15 protein-coding genes and 2 pseudogenes are annotated in these 21,347 nt (G+C 75.6%); 11 read left to right on the top strand and 6 right to left on the bottom strand.

Annotated elements, in window-relative coordinates:
• Positions 1-255: 255 nt before the first annotated feature.
• Complete coding sequence (locus VKA29_RS10445; protein ID WP_324785044.1) at positions 256-1,677, top strand: nucleobase:cation symporter-2 family protein; 1,422 nt, start codon at positions 256-258, stop codon at positions 1,675-1,677.
• A gap of 74 nt (positions 1,678-1,751) precedes the next feature.
• Here VKA29_RS10445 and VKA29_RS10440 read toward each other — a convergent pair whose 3' ends face one another.
• Positions 1,752-6,053 carry a cation-translocating P-type ATPase gene (locus tag VKA29_RS10440; RefSeq protein WP_324785043.1) on the bottom strand — a complete coding sequence of 1,434 codons (4,302 nt, stop codon included), beginning with the start codon at positions 6,051-6,053 and terminating at the stop codon, positions 1,752-1,754.
• 8 nt (positions 6,054-6,061) lie between these two features.
• Positions 6,062-6,805, bottom strand: a complete 744-nt coding sequence (locus VKA29_RS10435; protein WP_324785042.1) for a hypothetical protein — start codon at positions 6,803-6,805, stop codon at positions 6,062-6,064.
• Between the two features lie 197 nt (positions 6,806-7,002).
• Between VKA29_RS10435 and VKA29_RS10430 the strand changes: the two are divergent.
• Positions 7,003-7,230, top strand: a pseudogene (locus VKA29_RS10430) (pectate lyase); the annotation flags it as partial.
• A gap of 84 nt (positions 7,231-7,314) precedes the next feature.
• Here VKA29_RS10430 and VKA29_RS10425 read toward each other — a convergent pair.
• Positions 7,315-8,058, bottom strand: coding sequence for a PaaX family transcriptional regulator C-terminal domain-containing protein (locus VKA29_RS10425; protein ID WP_324785041.1), 744 nt, complete (start codon positions 8,056-8,058; stop codon positions 7,315-7,317).
• A 71-nt stretch (positions 8,059-8,129) separates the two neighbouring features.
• Between VKA29_RS10425 and VKA29_RS10420 the strand changes: the two genes are divergently transcribed.
• Positions 8,130-9,797, top strand: coding sequence for an acyl-CoA dehydrogenase family protein (locus VKA29_RS10420; RefSeq protein WP_324785040.1), 1,668 nt, complete (start codon positions 8,130-8,132; stop codon positions 9,795-9,797).
• Positions 9,798-9,937: 140 nt separating this feature from the next.
• Here the strand turns inward: VKA29_RS10420 and VKA29_RS10415 are convergent, their stop codons facing one another.
• Positions 9,938-10,522, bottom strand: coding sequence for a hypothetical protein (locus VKA29_RS10415; protein WP_324785039.1), 585 nt, complete (start codon positions 10,520-10,522; stop codon positions 9,938-9,940).
• A 277-nt stretch (positions 10,523-10,799) separates the two neighbouring features.
• Between VKA29_RS10415 and VKA29_RS10410 the strand changes: the two genes are divergently transcribed.
• From VKA29_RS10410 to VKA29_RS10395, 4 genes are all read left to right on the top strand, one after another.
• Positions 10,800-11,885: an exo-alpha-sialidase gene (locus VKA29_RS10410; protein WP_324785038.1), complete on the top strand. Its 1,086-nt coding sequence runs from the start codon at positions 10,800-10,802 to the stop codon at positions 11,883-11,885.
• Positions 11,886-11,958: 73 nt separating this feature from the next.
• Positions 11,959-12,636: a uracil-DNA glycosylase gene (locus VKA29_RS10405; RefSeq protein ID WP_324785036.1), complete on the top strand. Its 678-nt coding sequence runs from the start codon at positions 11,959-11,961 to the stop codon at positions 12,634-12,636.
• Positions 12,633-13,616, top strand: coding sequence for an N-acetylglucosamine kinase (locus tag VKA29_RS10400; protein ID WP_324785035.1), 984 nt, complete (start codon positions 12,633-12,635; stop codon positions 13,614-13,616). Before VKA29_RS10405 ends, VKA29_RS10400 begins: the two co-directional genes overlap by 4 nt.
• A gap of 142 nt (positions 13,617-13,758) precedes the next feature.
• Positions 13,759-14,679: a hypothetical protein gene (locus VKA29_RS10395; RefSeq protein WP_324785034.1), complete on the top strand. Its 921-nt coding sequence runs from the start codon at positions 13,759-13,761 to the stop codon at positions 14,677-14,679.
• A 346-nt stretch (positions 14,680-15,025) separates the two neighbouring features.
• On the opposite strand, the gene VKA29_RS10390 is transcribed toward VKA29_RS10395, so the two are convergent.
• On the bottom strand, positions 15,026-16,054 hold the full coding sequence (locus VKA29_RS10390; protein WP_324785033.1) for a lactonase family protein: 1,029 nt from the start codon (positions 16,052-16,054) through the stop codon (positions 15,026-15,028).
• A gap of 95 nt (positions 16,055-16,149) precedes the next feature.
• Between VKA29_RS10390 and VKA29_RS10385 the strand changes: the two genes are divergently transcribed.
• Together VKA29_RS10385 and VKA29_RS10380 are read left to right on the top strand one after the other, a co-directional pair.
• The gene (locus tag VKA29_RS10385) at positions 16,150-16,845 is read left to right on the top strand and encodes an HAD family phosphatase (RefSeq protein WP_324785032.1); all 696 of its coding nucleotides are present in this window, start codon (positions 16,150-16,152) and stop codon (positions 16,843-16,845) included.
• Positions 16,846-16,898: 53 nt separating this feature from the next.
• A pseudogene (locus tag VKA29_RS10380) lies at positions 16,899-17,650 on the top strand (biotin carboxylase N-terminal domain-containing protein); the annotation flags it as partial.
• A gap of 227 nt (positions 17,651-17,877) precedes the next feature.
• Here VKA29_RS10380 and VKA29_RS10370 read toward each other — a convergent pair.
• A complete protein-coding gene (locus VKA29_RS10370; RefSeq protein WP_324785030.1) occupies positions 17,878-18,651 on the bottom strand; it encodes a LysR family substrate-binding domain-containing protein in 774 nt (257 codons plus the stop codon).
• A gap of 59 nt (positions 18,652-18,710) precedes the next feature.
• On the opposite strand from VKA29_RS10370, the gene VKA29_RS10365 reads away from it, so the two are divergent.
• A complete protein-coding gene (locus tag VKA29_RS10365) occupies positions 18,711-19,100 on the top strand; it encodes a DUF5997 family protein (RefSeq protein ID WP_324785029.1) in 390 nt (129 codons plus the stop codon).
• Positions 19,101-19,484: 384 nt separating this feature from the next.
• The gene (locus tag VKA29_RS10360) at positions 19,485-21,086 is read left to right on the top strand and encodes an NlpC/P60 family protein (RefSeq protein WP_324785028.1); all 1,602 of its coding nucleotides are present in this window, start codon (positions 19,485-19,487) and stop codon (positions 21,084-21,086) included.
• Positions 21,087-21,347 lie beyond the last annotated feature (261 nt).

Below are 21,347 nucleotides of genomic sequence, written 5' to 3'. Positions count from 1 at the left end.
CTGCCGCACCGCGCACGGCACCCTGCCGGCGGAGCACCGGCGGGTCGGAGGCGGCCCGGGAGCGGTCCGACAGGCGGCCCGACGCCGGTCTCCGGGAGCGGTCCGGGGCCATCCGGCAGGCGGCCCGACAGGCGGTCCGGGAGCGGTCCGCGGGCGGGACACAGGTCGGCAACAGACCGGAAATCAACAAACTGTTCAAGCCGCATACGGTCTCGTGCTGTCCGGATCCCTCCCCGCCGCCGCTCTGGAGTGCCCATGACGACGACCGCTCCCCGCCGTCCCGCCGACCCCGTCGACGAAGTCCCACCCGCCCGGCAGTTGGCCGCCTTCGGCCTGCAGCACGTGCTCGCGATGTACGCGGGCGCCGTCGCGGTTCCGCTGATCGTCGGCAGCGCGATGAGGCTGTCGCCCGCGGACCTGGCGTATCTGATCACCGCCGACCTGCTGGTGTGCGGTATCGCCACGCTCATCCAGTGCGTGGGGTTCCGGCGGTTCGGCGTGCGGCTGCCGATCATGCAGGGGTGCACGTTCGCGGCGGTGTCGCCGATGGTGCTCATCGGCACGACGGGCGGCGGACTGCCCGCGATCTACGGCTCCGTGATCGTCGCGGGGCTGGCGATCATGCTGCTGGCGCCGGTCTTCGGCAGGCTGCTGCGCTTCTTCCCGCCGCTGGTCACCGGCACCGTCATCCTGATCATCGGCATCTCACTGCTGCCGGTCGCGGGCAACTGGGCCGCGGGCGGAGTCGGCTCGAAGGACTTCGGGGAGCCGAAGAACCTCGCCCTGGCCCTCTTCGTGCTGCTGGTGGTGCTGGGCGTGCAGCGGTTCGCGCCGGTGTTCCTGAGCCGGATCGCGGTGCTGACCGGCATCGTGGTGGGTCTGGTGGTGGCCGTGCCCCTCGAGTTCACGGACTTCGGCGCGGTCGCGGACGCCGACTGGGTCGGCGTCAGCACGCCGTTCCACTTCGGCACGCCCGCGTTCGAGGCGTCGGCGATCGTCTCCATGCTGGTGGTGGCGCTGGTGACGATGACCGAGACGACCGGGGACCTCATCGCGGTCGGCGAGCTGACCGGGCGCAAGGTGCGGCCGCGTTCGCTGTCCGACGGGCTGCGCGCCGACGGCCTGTCCACGGTCCTCGGCGGCGTCTTCAACACCTTCCCGTACACGGCGTACGCACAGAACGTGGGCCTGGTCGGCATGACCCGGGTGCGCAGCCGCTGGGTCGTCGCCACCGCGGGCGGCATCCTGGTCCTGCTCGGCCTGCTGCCCAAGCTCGGCGCGGTGGTGGCGGCGATCCCCGCACCGGTGCTCGGCGGCGCGGGCCTGGTGATGTTCGGGACGGTCGCGGCGAGCGGCCTGCGGACGCTGTCCCAGGTGGACTTCAAGGGCAACGACAACCTGACGGTGGTGGCCGTGTCGGTGGCCATGGGCATCCTGCCGGTCGGGGTGCCGACCGCCTACGCGAAGTTCCCGGACTGGTTCCAGACGGTCATGAACAGCGGGATCAGCGCCGGCTGCCTCACCGCGATCGTCCTGAACCTGCTCTTCAACCACCTCCCTGCGAACGCCGGTGGGGCGCTCCCCGACTCCGTCGGCCTGCCGGTCGGCGGCGGCGAGGAACCGGTCCGGACGTCGCCGGAGCAGGTCGTCGGGGCGGAGACGCCGCGGACGGCCTGACCCTGCTCGAACCGTAGGACCGCAGCCGGAGGCCGGCCGTCGGACGTGCGGACGGCCGGCGGCCGGCACCGATGTCACCCGGCGGCGGGCGTCGTGGCGGCGGTGCGCCGGGCCAGCCGCAGGACCGTCTCCTCCAGTCGCGGCAGGGCGCGCTGACCGGTGACGGCGAGCGCGATCGCCAACAGCACACCGGCCCAGGCGAGCGGGCCGAGGGGCGTGCAGCCGAACAGGTGGCTCGCTCCCGGGACCTGCACCAGCGCCACCAGGGCGGCGGCCGAGCCGAGGGAGGTGGCGCGCACCAGCGGGCTGTCGCGGCGGTCGGCGAGGGTCTGGGCGAGCTGGGTGCCCACCAGCGCGCACAGCGCCATCGTCGTGGAACGCCGCGCGGTGCCCGGCGTGAAGCGGCCGAACAGCCAGGCGGCCGTGGCCCCGAGACCCGTCGTCAGGGCGCGGTGCCGGATCTGTTCCATCAGCGGGGTGCCGAGCATGGAGGTGCCGAGCGGATGCTCGGGGTCCTCGTGGTCCTCGCGCGGGGTGACCGCCACGGCCATCGCCGGGAACAGGTCCGTGAACAGGTTCACCAGCAGCATCTGCCGGGTGGACAGCGGGGCGGAACCGCCGAGGACGGTGCCGAGGATGCCGAACCCGACCTCGCCGGCGTTGCCGCCGATCAGGATCGCGATCGCGTCGGCGACGCTGTACCACAGGGCGCGCCCCTCACGGACGGCCTCGACGAGCACCGTGAGATCGTCCTCGGTCAGCACGATGTCGGCGGCGTTGCGGGCGGCGGCGGAGCCACGGGTGTTGAGGCCGACGCCGATGTCGGCGGTGCGGATGGCGGCCGCGTCGTTCGCTCCGTCACCGACCATCCCGACCACCCGGCCGCCGTCCCGCAGGGCCTCCACCACCTGGAGCTTCTGCTCGGGCGCCACCCGGGCCACGACGCCGGTGTCGCGCAGCATCCGGGCCCGCTCGGACCGGTCGGCGGCGGCCAGTTCGTCGCCGGTGACCACCTCGGTGTCCTCCGGCCATCCCAGGTGCACGGCGATGGCCCGCGCGGTCTGCGGATGGTCGCCGGTCAGCATCACCGGCCGCACGTCCGCCTCGCGCAGCCCGCGCACGAGTTCGGTGGCCGTGGCCCGCGGCACGTCGGCCAGCGCCACCAGCCCGGTGAACCGTAGCCGCTCCAGCGGCTGTCCGAGCACGTCCGCGTCCTTCTCGGCGTCGTCGAGGACGCGTTCGGCGACCGCCAGCACGCGCAGCCCGTCGCCGGCCAGCGCGTGGGCGGTGTCGGACGCCGTGGCGGCCAGGTCCGCGCACAGCGGCAGGACCGTCTCCGGGGCGCCCTTGACGACCAGCCGGCGCGCGTCGTCCGCGGCGTGCCCCACCGCTGCGGCGTAGCCCCGGCCGGCCTCGAACGCCAGGCCCTCGGTCTGCGTCCACTCCGGGTCCTCGCCGGCCGCCTCCATGACCGCCTCGTCGGTGGCGTGCACGGGCCGGCCGGAGCCGCCGTCGAGGCGGGGGCAGGCGCGTGCCGCGGTCCGCAGCACCGTGTTGTCGGCCGCCTCCCGCGGGGAGCGGACGGTGCCGTCGGCGTCGGCCACCCGGACCAGGCGCAGTTGGTTCTCGGTGAGGGTGCCCGTCTTGTCGAAGCAGACGGTGTCCATCCGGCCCAGCGCCTCCAGCGTGCGCGGGGCCCGCACCAGGACGCCGCGCCGGCTGAGCCTGCGGGCGGCGGCCAGCTGCGCCACGGTCGCCACCAGCGGCAGCCCCTCGGGGACGGCGGCCACGGCGACCGCGACACCGCCGCTCACGGCCCGGCGGATGGGCGTGCCCCGCAGCAGCGACAGCCCGGTCACCGCGGCGCCGCCGGCCAGGGTCAGCGGCAGTGCCTTGCGGGTGATCTCCTGCAGGCGCGCCTGGACCCCGGCCGCCGGCGGGGTGCGGGCGGCGAGGTGGACGGCGCGGGCCGCCTCGGTGCGCTCGCCGGTCTCCACCACGACGGCCCGGGCGTGACCGGCGACGACGGTGGTGCCCTCGAAGACCATGCACCGCCGGTCGGCCACCGCGGCGCGCGGGGTCGGCTCGGTCTGCTTGTCGACGGGCAGGGACTCGCCGGTGAGGGCCGACTCGTCGACCTCCAGGGCGTCCGCCCACAGCAGCCGCGCGTCGGCGGGCACGACGTCGTCCGCCTGCAGCGCGATGACGTCCCCGGGGTGGAGCTTGGCGGCGTCCACGGTGCGCGCCGCCCTTTCCTCGTCCTCCGGGGCGATGCGGGCCTTCTGTTTGTGTTCCGCGAGCAGTCCGGCCAGCGCGCGCTCGGCGCGCAGCCGCTGGACGCCACCGACCAGGGCGTTCAGGTCGAGCGCGCCGACGACCAGCAGGGCGTCCGCGGCGGAGCCGAGGATCGCCTCGGCCGCGGAGCCGACGGCGAGGACGGGGGTGAGCGGGTCGTGGAGTTCGCTGCGTACCGCGCGGGCGAGCTGGAACGTCCAGCGCGCCGGCGCCAGCACGGGGACGCGGCCCGCGGCGCGGGCCGCGCGGCGCACCCGGGAGGCCGCGTTCTCGAAGGTGCCCGGCGGTTCCTCGCGGGTGTCCGCCAGCCTGCTCTCCACGTCCCCCGGGGCCAGGGCGTGCCACGCCACCCGGGGCCGGGGATGCGGGGCGCGGGCCACCGCCACGCCGAGGGCGGCTCGGGCGCCGCCGAGCAGGGCCACGCCGGCGCTCGCGTCGACGGGGATGTGCCGCAGCCCGGGGATGGCGCGGCCGCGGCGACCGCGGCGGGCCTCGCCGATGGCCACCAGCAGCCCGGACAGGGCCGCGCCGGACTTGGCCAGGGTCTGCGACCTGTGGCCGACGGCGCGGGCGGCCGGCACCGCGGTCAGCAGCCGCCACACGTCCGGCAGGCCGCCGGGGGCGACCACGTCGGCGCCCCACACCACGGGGGCGTCCCCGTCCGCGAGCGCGACGGCCACGTCGCCGGCCAGCAGCCCGGACAGCACGTCGGCGGCTTCCGCCCGCTCCGGCCGGGCGACGGTCAGCACGCCGCCGCGCCGGCGCAGGGCGTCCACCGCCTCGTGCAGCGGACGGTCGGCGGGGATCAGGTGGTCCGCGAGGGTGGTGAAGTCGGCCAGCGCCGGGTCGTCCACCACCACGACGCGCAGTCCGGCGGTGCGGGCCGCGTCGAGGACCGTCTCGACCCACGGGTCGGCGCCCGCGCCCGGACGGCGCAGCGCGCTGGGGTGCAACAGCACCGACTCGGTCGTCTCCAGCTGCCCCAGGCGTTCGGTGTCCCGTACGAGGATGCCCGCGCGGGCGAGCATGCCGCCCAGGACGGCGTTGAAGGCGGAGGGGCCGTAGCGCGCGGCCTTGGGCGAGCCCGCGAGCACCGCCTCGGCGGATTCCGTCACGTCGTGCTTGACCAGCAGCGTCGCCGCGGCGCCCAGCAGGCTGCCGGTGCCCGCGTGGGTGGCGTACTCCTGGGCCGGGGAGCCGCGCAGCGGCGGGCGCGGACAGGCGCCGGCCGGCACACCGGGGCGGTCGGGGGCGCACAGCCGGTCGTGCAACGCGTCGAACGCGGCGGCCCGCGCCATGGTCTCGCCCAGCTGGCAGGCGCGCAGGGCGCCGTCCAGCGCCAGGGCGGTGGGTGTCTGGCCCGCTCCGTGGACGACGGCGTTCACGGAGGCCAGCATCAGGTCCATGCGGGAACGGCCGTAGTGTTCCCGCAGCAGGCGGCGGAAGCGCGGGTTCTCGCGCAGCAGCGTCACCAGTGCCGTCACCAGGCGGGGCGAGGCAGGCAGGCGCAGGGCGTATCCGGCCAGCCCGGCTCCCATGCCGGCGGTGTCGGCCAGCAGGGCGGCCGCGGCGGTGCGCACTCCGGCCGGGTCGCCCGGGTGCGGGAACTCCTCCACCGCCTCGTCGTCCGCGCCCAGGCCGTGCTGCCGCGCGAGGTCGGTGGCCCGTTCGAGGACCCGGTCGGTCACGGCGTCCTCGCCGGTGGCCACCACCAGGCGGGCCAGTCCGCCGTCCCAGTAGGCGTAGACGACGTCCGGCCGTTCGGCCAGCGCCTTCGCCACCCGCCGCGCCACCTGCGCCGTCCCGCCCGCACGCCGCACGACGTCCGGATCGGCGGGCCGCAGCGCGAGGTGGGCACGCCGCCCGGAGCGCCAGTGGCGATGGCCGCCCGGCAGGGCGTTGCGGGCCACCCGCGTGACCCGGACGGTCGCGTCCGCGCCGCGCACGCCCGCCCTGGCCGTCCCGGCCGCTGCCGCGGCCACCGCCCCGGCGGCCGGCGCGGTGCCCCGCGCCAGCAGCCGGGAGCCCGCCAGCGCCAGGCCGGCCGCGGCCGAGGGCACCCTCAGCAGTCCGAGCGCCATGGCGGACCTCAGTCCCTGCCGCGGCCGCGCCGCGCGGTCGGGGCGGTCTCGGCGGCGGCCGTCTTGGCCTTGGTCTTGGCCTTGGTCTTGGTCCCGCCCGCCCGCTTGGCGCGGGTCTTCGCGGCCGGCGTCTGGGACGGCTTGGGAGCCGATGTCTCGGCGGGCAGCGTGGGCAACTTGTCGGACGGCGTGGACGCCATCGGGGCCGCCTCGGGGTGGGCGGAGGCATGGGCCGCCAGCACCGCGGGGGTCGGCGCGGGCGCCACGGCGGCACTCTCCGCCACGGACGGCTCGGAGCCTCGGGGGGTCTCCGCGGCCTCGGGGGGCTTCTGCGGCTCGCCGGCCTCTTCTGCCTCGCGGGTCTCTTCTGCCTCGGGAGTCTCTGCGGTCTCTTCTGCCTCGGGGGTCTCCGGGACCTCGGCCACCCCCGTCGCCTCAGAAGTCGTGGACGGTTCGGGCGTCCGGGCCGCCCCCTCCTCAGGGCCGTGCTCCTCCTGGGGGCGCGGCTGGGTCAGCCAGGCCACGGCCGCTCCGGTGATCGCGACGGGCCACTCCACCACGCCCGCGACGCCGAGGACTCCGGCTCCGGTGTACACCGCCAGCCGTCGGCCCCGGGGGGTGATCGCCTCGACCTTGTCGAGCGTTCCTTGAGCCGCCCTTTCCAGCAGCCCGACGCCGGGCACCCTGCGCAGTGCCGAGACGGTGGTGCGCAGTGGCTCCGGCAGGTCACTCGTCGACTTCTCCCCTGCCATGACGTCGTCGCCTCCCGAGCTGATCCGGATCGTGGGTCAGCCGAGTTCCCGCGATGCGCGACCCCATCCGCGCTGGTCGGAATTCCCTTGGCGACCGTGAAGCCGCGGTCGCCGGCCGCCCGTCCGGACGGCGGCTGCGGGAGCGCTCGCGGCGCCGGGCCGCCCGGGATCGGAGGAGCGCTCCCACGCCCCACGCAAAAAGCAGCGCCCTCGTCGGGATCGACACCAACTACGGCGACAGCGTGACGCTGAGGAACATCACGATCGTCGGGGACAGCAGCAAGAAGATCGTGCCCTGCCAGAAGTACATCGGCAACAGCACGGGCGCGGAGGCGACCACCAACGGCAGCGGCCCCGACGGCACGTACTGCACGTACTCGCCCTCGGACATCAGCTACAAGCAGCCCCACCCGCCGCCACGGTGATCCCGGCCGTACGAAGCGCCTCCGCACGGCGCTTCGTACGGCCGTCCTGTCATCGCCCCGCGCGGCCGCCGTCCCGCGGAGGCCTCACCGTCCCAGGGTTCCGGCGATCTCGCGCCGGTACTCCGCGTAGGCGGCGCGCAGGGCCGCGCCCGGCCAGTCCGCGGGCAGGAGTCCGGCGGGCAGGACGGGGTCGGCGAGCAGATGGCGCACCACCGCCGCGAAGGCGGTGAAGCGGTCGGCCGGGCCGTGCGCCACGGCCAGGTGCGCGAGCAGAGCGCGGGCGGTGGCCGCCCAGGCGTCGAGCGGCCACAGCCGGGCCGCGAGCGCGGCCGCGGCCCCTTCGGGGCGGGCGGTGAAGCGCTGGGCCACCGGCTCCAGGTCGTCCGGCACGGGCCGGCTCAGGTTGGCGGGGCGCAGCCACACGCCCTCCCGCAGCTCGGCCAGGCGCAGCTCGGCCAGGCGGGCGCGCAGGTCGGCTCGTTCGGCGGCGCCGCGGCCCGTGGCGGTGACGACCACCGTCTCCCAGTCGCCGTCCCACGCGCGCGTGCGCGGCCGCACCGCCTCGTCCTGGCGCCGTCGGCGCTCCAGCAGGCGGTCGCTGAGCCGGTAGACGCCATCGGTGCGGCGCAGGTCGCCTGCGGCCGTCATCCGGCTGAGCGCGGCCCGGAGCGTGGAGCCGCCGATCCCGAAGGGCTCCACCGCGCGGACGAGGTCCTTGACCGCGAGCTGAGGGGGATGCGCACCCAGCAGCAGGCTGAGCACGACCGAGCGCGCGGACAGCGGCCGCAGTTCCACCTCGCCGGGCGGCACCGGCGCGTTCATCCGCATGGGCACGTACTGTACGCGCCGGGTGTTGTTGCGTTATTGCGACAGTCGCAGAAAAGATGCAACATGGCGACATGGTCCCGATGCCCGCGCCACCGCAGCCGCAGCCGCCGTACGCCACCCACGACGTCACCAACCAGCCGCCGCCCCTGACCCCGTACGACGCCGCCGAGGACGCCGCCCTGCTGGAGGGGCTGCGCCGGGAGGGGGCGGGCTGGGCCGAGGAGGGCATCAGGCGGCTGGGGCTGCGGGCGGGCAGCGCCGAGGTGCAGGAGTGGGCCGAACTGGCCAACGTCCACGAGCCGGTGCTGCGCACGCACGACCGGTACGGCCACCGCGTCGACGAGGTCGACTTCCATCCGAGCTGGCACCACCTGATGCGGGCCGCGGTGGCCGAGGGCCTGGCGGGCACGCCGTGGGCCGAGGACCGGCCCGGGGCCCATGTCGCCCGCACCGCCGGGGGCCTGGTGTGGGGGCACACCGACGCCGGGCACGGCTGTCCGACGTCGATGACGTACGCGGCCGTGCCCGCGCTGCGCGCCCAGCCGGACCTGGCGAAGGTCTACGAACCCCTGCTGACCGGCCGCGAGTACGAGCCCGGCCTGAAGGTGCCGACCGAGAAGCGGGGCCTGCTCGCGGGCATGGGGATGACGGAGAAGCAGGGCGGCTCCGACGTCCGTACGAACACCACCACGGCGACGCCGACCGCCGAGGAGGGCGTGTACACGCTGCGCGGCCACAAGTGGTTCACCTCGGCGCCGATGTGCGACGTCTTCCTGGTGCTGGCGCAGGCCCCGCAGGGGCTGTCCTGCTTCCTGGTGCCGCGCGTCCTGCCCGACGGAAGCCGCAACACCTTCCGCATCCAGCGGTTGAAGGACAAGCTGGGCAACCGGTCCAACGCCTCCTCCGAGCCCGAGTTCGACGGGACCGTCGCCTGGCTGGTCGGGCCCGAGGGCCGCGGCGTCAGGACCATCATCGAGATGGTCAACTGCACCCGCCTGGACTGCGTGATGATGTCGGCCGCGCTGATGCGCAAGACCCTGGTCGAGGCCGGCCACCACACGCGCCACCGCAGCGCCTTCGGGGCGCGGCTGATCGACCAGCCGCTGATGCGCAACGTGCTGGCCGACCTGGCGCTGGAGTCGGAGGCGGCCACCACGCTCGCGCTGCGGCTGGCCGGCGCGGCCGACCGCGCGGTGCGCGGGGACGCGGCCGAGACGGCGTTCCGCAGGATCGCCACGGCCGTCGGCAAGTACTGGGTCACCAAGCGGGGACCGGCCTTCACGGCGGAGGCCCTGGAGTGCCTGGGCGGCAACGGTTACGTGGAGGAGTCGGGCATGCCCCGCCACTACCGCGAGGCCCCCCTGCTGTCGATCTGGGAGGGCTCGGGCAACGTCAACGCCCTCGACGTGCTGCGGGCGCTCCGGCGCGAACCGGCCACCGCCCAGGCCCTGTTCGACGAACTGGCCCTGGCCCGGGGAGCGGACGCCCGGCTGGACGCCGCCGTCACCCGGCTCGAGGGTCTGCTGGCCACGGGCTCCGAGGCCGGCGCGCGCCGGCTGGTGGAACTCATGGCCCTGACGCTGCAGGCCGCCCTCCTGGTCCGGCACGCGCCGCCCGCCGTCGCCGACGCCTTCTGCGCGACCCGGCTGGGCGGCGACTGGGGACACGCCTTCGGCACGCTGCCCGACGGGGCCGCCCTGGACGCGATCCTGGAACGCTCGCTGCCCCAGGCCTTCTGACGCACCGTGCCGCTCGGGCCGGGGCTACGCCGCCTACCCACCCTTAAGAGCGCCGCCGCCCCGGCCCGAAGAGCACCGTCGCCCCGGCCCGAAGAGCACCGCCGACCCGGCCCGCACCGCGCGCGGTCGGCGGGCCGCGGTCAGCTGGTCTTGCGTCCCCACAGGGGTCCGAAGCGCGCCCACTCGGCGTCCCACCGGTCCAGTCGGCGGCGTTCCAGGCGGCCCCGCAGGACGCGGCCGCAGGCCAGGGGCGCCATGGCGGCGCTCACCCCCACGAGGGTGCCGATCAGCGAGGCCCGCAGCCTGGCCTGCGAGACGGTGGCGGGCTCGGCCACCAGGCGGCCCTGCGCGTCGGTCCACACGCCGACGGTGCCGCCGGCCGCACTGCCGGGCCGCACCCGCACCCGGCCGGTGTGCACCGAGCCGTCCGGAGCCGTCCAGCGCGCCTTCCCCCACACCTGCTCGGGGTTCGCCGCGCCGGGGTGCGCGGGCGCCGCTCCGGGCGCCTTCTCCGCCAGCCGCGCCACGACCGGACGCCACTCCGCGCGTTCCCGGGCCAGCCCGTCCTCGACGGACCCGGTCGCCGTCAGACCGGCGAGCACCCCCGCCAGGACGGTGAGCGCCCAGGTGCCGAGCACCGCCCAGGCCTCCACCACGTCGGCGCGGCGCCTGAGCGGGTTGCGCCGCCAGCGCCACAGCCACACCTTCGGACCACGCAACGCCATCGAAGGCACCCTCCTCATGAGCGCACGACCCTCCCCCCGACCGCCTTCCCATACGGGCGCGGTTCCCCGGATGCTCAGGCCGAGTCCCCCGGCTCGCGGGCCGCACACGCCCGCCGCCCGCCGCCGCGCGAGCGCCGTCGCCGAAACCCCCGCCGCCGGTCGCCTCGCGCCGGAATCACCGCCCCCACCTGCGGTGACGCCGTTCGGCGGGGTGACTGTCAGTGGCGGGGTGCAGACTGATCGCGATGGAGACGAAGATGTCCCGGAGGTGATCGGCATGACCGAGGTATTGCTCGCTGTGGGCACACGAAAAGGCCTGTTCATCGCGCGCAGGCGGGGAGGCGCCTGGGCGTTCGACGACAGCCCGTACTTCAACGCGCAGGCCGTGTACTCGGTGGCCATCGACACGCGCGGCGACCGTCCGCGGCTGCTGGTCGGCGGCGACAGCTCGCACTGGGGTCCGTCGGTCTTCCGCTCCGACGACCTCGGCCGCACCTGGACCGAGCCCTCCCGGCCGGCCGTGAAGTTCCCCGAGGACACCGGCGCCTCGCTGGAGCGGGTCTGGCAGTTGCATCCGGCCGCCGCGGAGCCGGACGTGGTGTACGCGGGCACCGAACCGGCCGCCCTGTACCGCTCGGACGACCGCGGGGAGAGCTTCGAACTGGTCCGTCCGCTGTGGGAGCACCCCACGCGGTCGCGGTGGGTGCCCGGCGGGGGCGGTGAGGGCCTGCACACCGTGCTCACCGACCCGCGCGACCCGCGGTCGGTGACGGTCGCCGTCTCGGCGGCGGGCGTGTTCCGCACCAGCGACGGCGGCGCGAGCTGGTCACCGTCCAACTCCGGTGTGTCGGCGGTGTTCCTGCCGGATCCGAACCCGGAGTTCGGCCAGTGCGTGCACAAGGTCGCGCGGGACGCGAGGACCCCGGACCGCCTGTATCTGCAGAACCACTGGGGTGTGTACCGCAGTGACGACGCGGGCGGGCGGTGGACGGACATCGGCGAGGGTCTGCCGTCCACCTTCGGTTTCACGGTCGCCGCCCACCCGAGCCGAGGCGACACGGCGTACGTGTTCCCGATCAACGCGGACTCCGACCGGGTGCCCGCCGGCCGCCGGTGCCGGGTCTTCCGCACCGCGGACGCGGGCAGGAGCTGGGAGCCCCTGTCGGCCGGCCTGCCGCAGGAGGACCACTACGGCACCGTGCTGCGCGACGCGATGTGCACCGACGACGCGGACCCCGCGGGCGTGTATTTCGGCAACCGCAACGGCGAGGTGTTCGCGTCGGCCGACGACGGCGACAGCTGGCGGGAGTTGGCGTCCCACCTGCCGGACGTGCTGTGCGTACGGGCCGCGGTGGTGGGATGAGCCGCACGGGGGGAGCACGCGTTCCCGGCCGAGGATTGATCGCCGCTGCCCGTACGGCAGTAGGGTGACGCCCGTGGCACCACGACCGTTGCACGAAATCGTCGAACCGGGCTGGGCGAACGCCCTCGAACCCGTCGCCGGACGGATCGCCGAGATGGGCGACTTCCTGCGCGCGGAGATCGCCGCCGGACGCACCTATCTCCCGGCCGGGCCGAACGTCCTGCGGGCTTTCCAGCAGCCGTTCGACGAGGTCCGGGTCCTGATCGTCGGACAGGACCCCTATCCGACACCGGGACACGCGGTGGGACTGTCGTTCTCCGTGGCGCCGGAGGTGCGTCCGCTGCCCGGCAGTCTCCTCAACATCTACCGCGAGCTGACCACCGACCTGGGAGTGCCCCAACCCTCCAACGGTGATCTGACGCCCTGGACGCGGCAGGGTGTGCTGTTGCTCAACAGGGCGCTCACCACCGCCCCGCGCAAGCCGGGCGCGCACCGCGGCAAGGGCTGGGAGGAGGTCACCGAGCAGGCGATACGCGCCCTGGCGGCGCGCGGCAAGCCGCTGGTGTCCATCCTGTGGGGCCGCGACGCCCGCAACCTGCGTCCACTGCTCGGAAGTCTCCCGTCGGTGGAGTCCGCCCACCCCTCCCCCATGTCGGCCGACCGCGGCTTCTTCGGCTCCCGGCCCTTCAGCCGGGCGAACGATCTGCTGATCAGACAGGGCGGACAGCCGGTGGACTGGCGCCTGCCGTGAGCGGTCGCGGTCCGGCCGGCTTCCTCGCCGTCGACTCCGGGGGTTCGGGACTGCGGGTCGTCGTGGGGACCGTGGACCGCGGGGAGCTCGGACGTCGGGAGTCGCGCGAGCCGGTGCGGACCGGCGCCCGGGGCATCGAACCGGGGCACCTGATGGAACAACTGGTACCCATGGTGCGTGACTTGACCGCCGAGGCCGGTATCGCCGCCCCGGCCACGGCAGTGGTCGGCGCCGCCGGGTTCGCCACCCTGGGCGCCGGGCTGCGCGCGGAGCTGCCCGCCGCGCTGGGACGGGAGTTCGGCGTGCGGACGCTCGCACTGGCCGCCGACGCCGTCACCGCGTACGTCGGCGCCCTCGGACCCCGGCCCGGCGCCGTGGTCGCCGCCGGCACGGGGCTGATCGCCGTCGGCACGGACCTGACGCGCTGGCGGCGCGCGGACGGCTGGGGGCATCTGCTGGGCGACTGCGGCAGCGGCGCCTGGATCGGGCGGGCCGGACTGGAGGCGGCGCTGCGCGCGTACGACGGCCGGCCCGGCGGGTCCGCCCGGCTGCTGGCCCGCGCCGAGGAGTCGTTCGGCCCCGTGCCGGAACTGCCGGGCAAGCTCTATCCGCGCCCCGACCGCCCCGCCGTCCTGGCCTCCTTCGCACCCCAGGTGGCTGCCTGCGCGGACGACGACCCGGTCGCCGCGGATGTGCTGCGCACGGCGGCCCGGCACATGGCGGACTCGGCCGCAGCCGTCTGTCCGGTCGACGGCGAACCCCGAGTCGCCCTGACCGGAGGCCTGTTCAACATCGGAGACGCTCTGCTCGCGCCGCTGCGGGAGGAGTTGTCGACACTGCTGCCGCACGCACGCCAGGTGCCCGCCGCGGGCGATCCGCTGAGCGGTTGCGTACGGATGGCGACGGACCTGGCGGCCGGCGCGCTCCCCCTGCCGGGCGACGAGGCACTGTTGTCCGTAGTGACCGCAAAGGGAGACTGATCCCTGTGGTACGCAATCCGCCCGGTACGTACGGTGATCGGTGGCGATCCGCACGTAAGTCATCAGACAAAACCGGACGGATACCGCTCACCTGCACCCTCCCCGAACAGAGGAGCCCAGGAAACCAGTAACATGCGGCGCCATGAGCTCCCCCACTGGGCCCGCCGGCCTGCCAGTACGAATGCCGCGCCCCCGCCAGCCCGGGCGGCACCGTCGCCCCGAACCCGTGGCGGCTCCCGAGGGCGCGCCCGCGCTCGTCCTCGCGGTGCCGGGCGCGCCCGGCACCGCCACCCGCGGCCTCGCCGAGGAGGTCGTGAGCATCGCCCGCTCCGAACTGCCCGGCCTGGACGCCAGGATCGGCTACCTGGACGGGGACGACGCGGACTTCCCGACGCTCAAGGCGGTGCTCGCGCACGCCGGCGAGGAGCGCACGGCCCGTTACGAGCAGGCCAAGGCCGCCGGTGAGGACGTCAAGGAGCCCGACGGCCCGGTCGCCGTCGTCGTGCCGCTGCTCGCCGGACCGGACAGCGCGCTGCTGCGCCGGATCCGCCAGGCGGTGATGGACAGCCGTGTCGCGGCCGACCTGACCGACGTGCTGGGCCCGCACCCGCTGCTGGCCGAAGGACTGCACGTGCGCCTGTCCGAGGCCGGCCTGGCACGCGCCGACCGCGCCCGCCTGTTCACCGTGGCGACCGCGGCGGACGGCATCATCCTGGCGTCCGTGGGCGGCGACGAGGCCGTGCAGGCGGCCGGGATCACCGGCATGCTGCTCGCCGCGCGCCTGGCCGTGCCGGTCATGGCGGCTGCCCTGGACCAGGACGGCTCGATCGCCGGTGTCGCCGAGCAGCTGCGGTCCTCGGGCTCGCAGCAGCTGGCGCTCGCGCCCTACCTGATCGGGCCGGAGATCGACGCGGGCCTGATCGAGGAGGCGGCCAAGGAGGTGGGCTGCTCCGCGGCCGAGGCGCTCGGCCCGTACCCGGCGATCGGCAAGCTGGCTCTCGCCAAGTACACGTCCGCGCTGGGCATCGCCCCGCAGCAGCCGCAGGGCGCGCCGGTCCGCTGACCCGCACGCCACGGCCGTGGGAAAGACCGGAAGGGCCCGCTCCGCGCCAGGAGCGGGCCCTTCGGCGTCGGCGGCCCGCACCGGGCGGGAGCGGCAGCGGAGGGCGGCAGCGGCAGACCGCGGCCTCCTCCAACGGCCGGCCGAAGCCCGGCGATGACGAAAGCCCCGTGAACGGCCGAGGCCCGACGGAGATGCGCGGCCCGGCGGAGGAGCGAGGCCCGGCGGAGGAGCGAGGCCCGGCGGAGGAGCGAGGCTGGACGGAGGAGCGAGGCCGGACGGTCGGCTGACACCCGGCCACCCGGCGGTCGGCCGACGCCCGACGAAAGGCCGACGCCCGGCGGGTGGCTCAGCCGAAGGCGACGCAGGACACGGCCGGTACCTCGACCGAGCCCCGACGGTGCGGCAGTCCGGTGTCCGGATCGACGGCGAACCAGACGACCCGCCCGGAGTGCTCGTTGGCGGCGTACAGGAATCCGGCGTGCTCGGTGAGCGCCCGCGGCCAGCGGCCCCCGCAGGGCACCGTCCCGAGCAGCCGCAGCCGCCCCCCGTCGACGGCGAACGTGGACAGCACGTCCTCGCCGCGCGTGGCGGTCCACAGGAAGCGTCCGTCGGGAGAGACGGCGATGCCCGACGGGTAGGCGTCCCCGGCGGGAGCGGCGGGCAGCACCTGCGTCTCGGTCAGCGGCTGGACCGAGCCGGTGGCGGCGTCCCAGCGGCAGGCGGTGACGGTGGGCGTGAGTTCGTTGACGACGTAGGCGTGCTCACCGTCCGGGTGGAAGGCCAGGTGGCGCGGTCCGGAGCCGGGACGCAGGGCGATCTCCCGGTGCAGTTCGAGGCGGCCGTCGCGCAGGGCGCACACGCGGACGGAGTCCGTGCCGAGGTCGACGCTGACGGCCCACCGCCCGCTCGGGTCGGGCTGCACCTGGTGCGCGTGCGGGCCCTGCTGACGGTGGACGTGCGGGCCCGAGCCGGTGTGCCGGAGCACCCCGGACGCCGCCGGCGCGAGGGTGCCGTCGGCGCGCACCGGAACGGCGGTGACGCTGCCGGAACCGTAGTTGGCGGTCAGGACGTGACCGGCGAAGAGGCTGAGGTGCGTCGGCCCGCTCCCGTCGACGGACACCGGCGGCCCGGCCTGTTCGAGCCGGTCGCCCTTCACGCGGTACGCGGCCACCGCGCCGCGGTCGGTCTCGCTCACGGCGTACAGCGTCTCCCCGTCGGGCGCCACCGCCAGGTACGAGGGGTCGGGCAGGCCGGCCGTACCGCTCAGGCAGGTCAGCGCGCCGGTGTCCGGGGCCACGGCCGCCGTCACGATCCCGGGGCCTCCGGCCGCCGTGAACGACCCGATGAACGCCCGCCGCGCGCTGCCGTCCGCCACCGCTGTGTCCCCTCTCGGTCCTGTGCCGTCCGGGGTGACGGTAGCAGCACCCGATCACTTCAGGTCTAGACCATACGGTCTGGCATCCTGGCCCCATGAGCGGCCTGGGCGGCGTATCGGTCATCTTCGACCTCGACGGAACGCTGGTGGACAGCGAGCCGAACTACTACGAGGCGTCGCGCCGGCTGCTCGCCGCGCGCGGCGTCCCCGGCTTCACCTGGGAGGACCACGAGCGGTACGTCGGTCTCAGCACGTGGGAGACGCTCGGGCTGCTGCGGACGCGCTTCGGCATCCGCGCGCCCCTCGCCGAGCTGCTCGACGAGCTGAACGACCGCTACCTGGAGCTGGCCCGCATCTCCACGCCCGCCTACCCGGAGATGCGCACGTTCGTGAAGCTGCTGGCCGACGAGGGCGTGCCGATGGCCGTGGCCTCCGGGTCCTCGCCCGGCGCGATCGAGGCGGTCCTGGCCGGCACCGGGCTGGACGCCTGGCTGCGCACCGTCGTGTCGGCCGACGAGGTCGCCCGCGGCAAGCCCGCGCCGGACGTGTTCCTGGAGGCGGCCCGACGGCTGGGCGCGCCCCCGGCCGACTGCGTGGTCGTGGAGGACGCGGCGCCCGGTGTCGCCGCCGCGCACGCCGCCGGGATGCGCTGCATCGCGGTGCCCTACCTCGCCGCGCAGGCCGACGCCCCCGAGTTCGGCACCGCGGGACTGCTGCTGCGGGGCGGCCAGTCGGAGTTCACGGCCCAGGGGGCGTACGAGTGGCTGGCCCGGTCCGTTTCGTCCCGCTGACCCGGTATTCGGGCCCCGGGACCGCATTGGCGTGGGCATCAGGGTCACTGAGCATGGCGGGGCCGGTCGATGCTCTCCGTGTCCTGGAGGACGCTCATGGGCTCTGCCGCCTTGCTCGTCGCCAACCACGGGGAGGTCGCCGTGCGCGTCCTCCGGGCCGCGGCGGAGGCCGACTGCGTACCGTCGCTGTCCACGCCGACGGCGACGACGCGCACACGCGTTCGGCCGACGAGGCCGTGCGGACGAGCGGTTGCCTGGACGCGGACGCGCTGCTCGCCGCCGCGCGGGAGACGGGCTGCGACCGCCTGCATCCGGGCTACGGGTTCCTGAGCGAGGACGCCGGTTTCGCGCGGCGGTGCGCCGAGGCCGGGATCACCTTCGTCGGCCCCTCCCCGGAGGTGCTGGAGGTCTTCGGGGACAAGGTGCGGGCCTGGGCGCTCGCCGTGCGGGCGGGCGTGCCGGTCCTGCCGGGCAGCCGGGGTGCGGCGGGCCCCGAGGAGGCACGGGGGCTGCTGGCGGGCGGGCCCGTGATGATCAAAGCGGTGGGCGGGGGCGGCGGCCGCGGCCTTCGCGTCGTGCCGCGGCCCGAGGAACTGGACGAGGCCTGGGAGCGGTGCGTTCGGAGGCCCCGCAGGGTTTCGGGCGCGCGGAGCCGTACCTGGAGCGGCTGCTGGAGTGTGCCCGGCATGTGGAGGTGTGCAGGTCGTCGGGCGACGCTCCGGGCGCCGTCACCCACCTGTGGGACCGGGACTGCACCGCCCAGCGCCACCACCCGCAGCTGATCGAGGTCGCCCCGGCCCCCGCGCTGCCGGACGGGGTACGGAAGGAGATCCTCGACAGCGCGCCGCGGCCGGCCCGGGCCGCCCGCTGCACGGCGAGCGCGGCGACGCGCGCCGGGCCGGCGACGCGCACGGCCCGTCGGCGCGGGTGCGGCCCGTCGGCGCGGGTGCGGCCCGTCGGCGCGGGTGCGGCCCGTCGGCGCGGGTGTGGCGGCAGGACGGCCGGTGCGTGGGCCGGGGCCTGTCGCGCGGGTCACGAGCGGCGGCGGGGCTTTCCGCGCTTCGGGGTCTTCGCGCCTCCCGCGCCCGTCCTGGGGTTGCGGCCCGTCGCCCTGCCGGTGGCCTTCGCCGGCGCGGGCTTGCGGCGGGGCGCGGGCTTGTCGGCGCGCTTGTCCTTCGACGGCTCCTCGGCGGCCCTGCGGCCCCGGGAGCTGTTGACCGTACGGCCGCGGACGATGCCGATGAAGTCCTCGACCAGGTCCGTGGTGGCCTCCTCCGGCCAGGACAGGGCGACCTCCGAGCGGGGCGCGTCGACGACCGGCCGGTAGGTGAGGTCCCTGCGGTGGTGCAGGCGGGCCAGAGACTGGGGGACGACGAGCAGGCCCACGCCCGCGGCGACCAGCTCGACGGCGTCGGCGGTGGTGGCCGGGCGCTCGAACGCGGGCTCCCCCGGCGGCCGCTCCCAGCCGAGGACGTCGTCGAGCGGGTGGAAAACCACCTCGTCGGCCAGGTCGTCGAGGCTGACCTCGTCGGCCGCCGTGATCACATGGTCCTTGGGGACCACGACCACCGTCGTCTCGGCGTAGAGCGGAATCGCGCTGAAGTACGTGCGGTCGACCGGCAGTCGGACGAATCCCGCGTCGGCCTCACCGGCGCGCAGGACACCGGCCGCCTCGGCGGCCGCCACGGCGACGAGGGTGAGCGGGACGTCGGGCAGGCGCTCGTTCCAGATCCGCACCCACTTGGCGGGCGTCACCCCCGGGACGTACGCAAGCCGGAACTCGGGGGGTGCTTCGGTGCCTGTCACGTCGGCAAGGTTACCGGCCGTGGTCGGAGGTCCCGCACCCGATCGATACCCTGGGCGTCATGAAGTCGCACCAGACCGCCCAGACCATGAAGCCCGCCACCGCGGCGAAGAAACTGGGTGTGTACCTCGAGGCCACCCCTGCCGAGTTCCGGGAGGGGCCCGTCTCGCGCGCCCGCCTCGACGAGTTGCAGGCCGATCCGCCCGAGTGGCTGCGCGAGCTGCGGGCCAAGGGCCCGCACCCCCGTCCGGTGGTCGCGGCGAAGCTCGGCGTGTCCATCGCGGGGCTGGCCCGCGGCGGTGTCACCGAGCCCCTCACCACCGAGCAGATCGAGGAACTCAAGCGGGAACGCCCGGAGTGGCTGGAGAAGGAGCGGGCGACCCAGGCCGAGGTCCGCAAGGAGGCGGCCCGCATCAAGAAGCGGAACGCCGAGCGCGCGGCCGGTTCCTGACATCCCCCGCCACCACGTTCCGTCACCGTCGGGGCACCTCCCGTTCACCTGACGGTTCATCAACGGAAAGGTCACAAAAGCGTATCGGACATTCCGTGCGCCAATCTTCACACGAGGTGCACAAGTTGGCTAAGTTGACGCCCGGGCTGCTCGACTGCCTCCGGCGAACCGCGCCGGGTCGGGCGGCCTCCGCCGAGTCCGGTGCGCCGCGTGGCAGCCGGAGCCGGGAACCCGACCGAACGACTGGGGCGGCCCGACCGCCCGTAGCGGCAGGGTCGTAGGGCAAGCCTTCCGTCGACCGCCCGAGCCCTCTGCCAGGGCCTGACGGCCCGGGAACCCCCGCCGCCGACCCGGTGGGCGGAGCACGGAAGGAGTACGGCTCCCATGGCGCCGGAACGCACCCCGCGCGCGGACGGCCTCGGCCTCCCCGGCATGCGCGACTCCGCTGTCGCAACGGCCGCGCCCGGAGCGGACGGCGACGGCCCGAGCCTCGAAGAGGTCCAGCAGCGGGTACGCATGCTGTACGACCGGGCCGAGAGGGACACCGGAACCTTCAACGCGACGCGGGCGATGACGGCGCGGAGGCGCGGGCGTGCCGCCTCGGCGGGCGGCGAGGGCCGCAGGCGTACCGATGCCGCTCTCGACGAGGTCGCGCGGAAGTGGTTCGACGTGGCGCGTGCGTCACTGGGGCCGACGGTGCCGGCCGCGCTGCCGGCCGGCCGGGCACCGGCCCGCCCGGCGCAGTCGAGGCCCGCTCGACCGGCGGAGGCCGCCCTGGAACGCGGGCGTGAGCAGCGGCCCGTCCCGGAACTCCCGGCCGGACCGGCCTCCCGGCCGGCGGCGGAACTGACCGCGGGGCCCGCGGCCGGACGGGAGGCCGCTCCGCCCGTGCCCGAGCCCCGGGCACAGACCGCCCCCGCCCTGCCCGTGGCCCTGCCCTCGACGGGCGGCGCGCAACAGGACTGGCCTGCCCCGCAACAGAACTGGCCGGACCCGACGGCGACCGGACCACTGGGGATCGCGCCGGACCCAACGCCGACCGGACCGCTCCAGACCTGGGCCGACACCACGGCGACCGCACCACTCCAGACCTGGGCCGACACCACGGCGACCGCACCACTCCAGACCTGGGCCGACACCACGGCGCCCGGACCGCAGCAGAGCTGGGCCGGCGTCCTGGCGACCGGCACGCAGCAGAGCCGGCTGGGCGCCACTCCGGCAGGCGCGCAGCGGACCATGGCCGGCACCACGACAACCGGCATGCAGCAGAGTCGGCCGACCACCGCGTCGGCCGCGGCACCGCACGCCGTGGCAGGTGCGGAAGTCGCGGCGGCCGCGGCACCGCACGCCGGGACGGGCGCCGCGTCGGCCGGGGTCAGGCAGGCCGGGCTGGGCGTGGCCAAGGAGCGGAACCGGCGCAAGCTCGCCGCCGCCCGCGAGTCGCTGGCCCGGTACGCGGTCCCGCAGGCCGCGCCCGTCGCGGCGATCACGGCCGAACCCGCCGCGGCCCCGTGGACCGACCCGGCGCAGCAGGCCCGCCGCGCGGAGGAGGAGTGGCGGCTGCTGCAGCCGAGCGTCCTGGACACGGGTGTCCTGCCCGTCCCCGCCACCCCGGACGCCGGTCCTGTCACGAAGGCCGAGCGGGCGGTCGCCTTCGCCCGCGCGCAGATCGGCAGGCCGTGCCTGTGGGGAGCGGCCGGCCCGGGGTCGTACGACGACGCCGGACTCATCCAGGCCGCGTGGAAGGCCGCCGGGGTGGCCCTGCCGCGTACCGCGTCCGAGCAGGCGAACGCGGGCACGGTGGTCCCGCTCGCCGAGGCCCGGCCCGGTGACCTGGTCTTCTTCTACGATCACTTCACCCACGTCGGCCTCTGCACCGGCGGCGGCACGATGATCCACGCGCCGGGTCCGGGCACCTACGTGCGCGAGGAATCGGTCTTCTACGCAGGGGAGTCGGCGATCCGCATCGCCGTGCGCCCGGCGTAGCGCCCTCCCGCGCCGTGCGGGCCGCCGGTCCCCCGTGCCGGCGGCCCGCGCGGGATCCGCGCGGCCGCGCGCGGACGGCGATCGCCCACGCCGCGGCCATGTCCGCGAGGCGTGATGACACGTTCCGGACGTCGCCCACCGGCCGTCGGATCCGGGGGCGGAGGCCGGGCCCCCTCCTGCCCGGCCTCCCCCACCGTGGCCGCCGCAGCGCCGATGTGCTGGAGTTCATCCGAGAACGTCGCTGTTGCTCGGTTGAAGTCT

The organism is Streptomyces sp. H51, assembly GCF_035656535.1.
GTDB lineage: Bacteria > Actinomycetota > Actinomycetes > Streptomycetales > Streptomycetaceae > Streptomyces.
The sequence above is the reverse complement of the archived record's forward strand: the minus strand, read 5'-3'. Positions and strand labels throughout refer to the sequence as shown.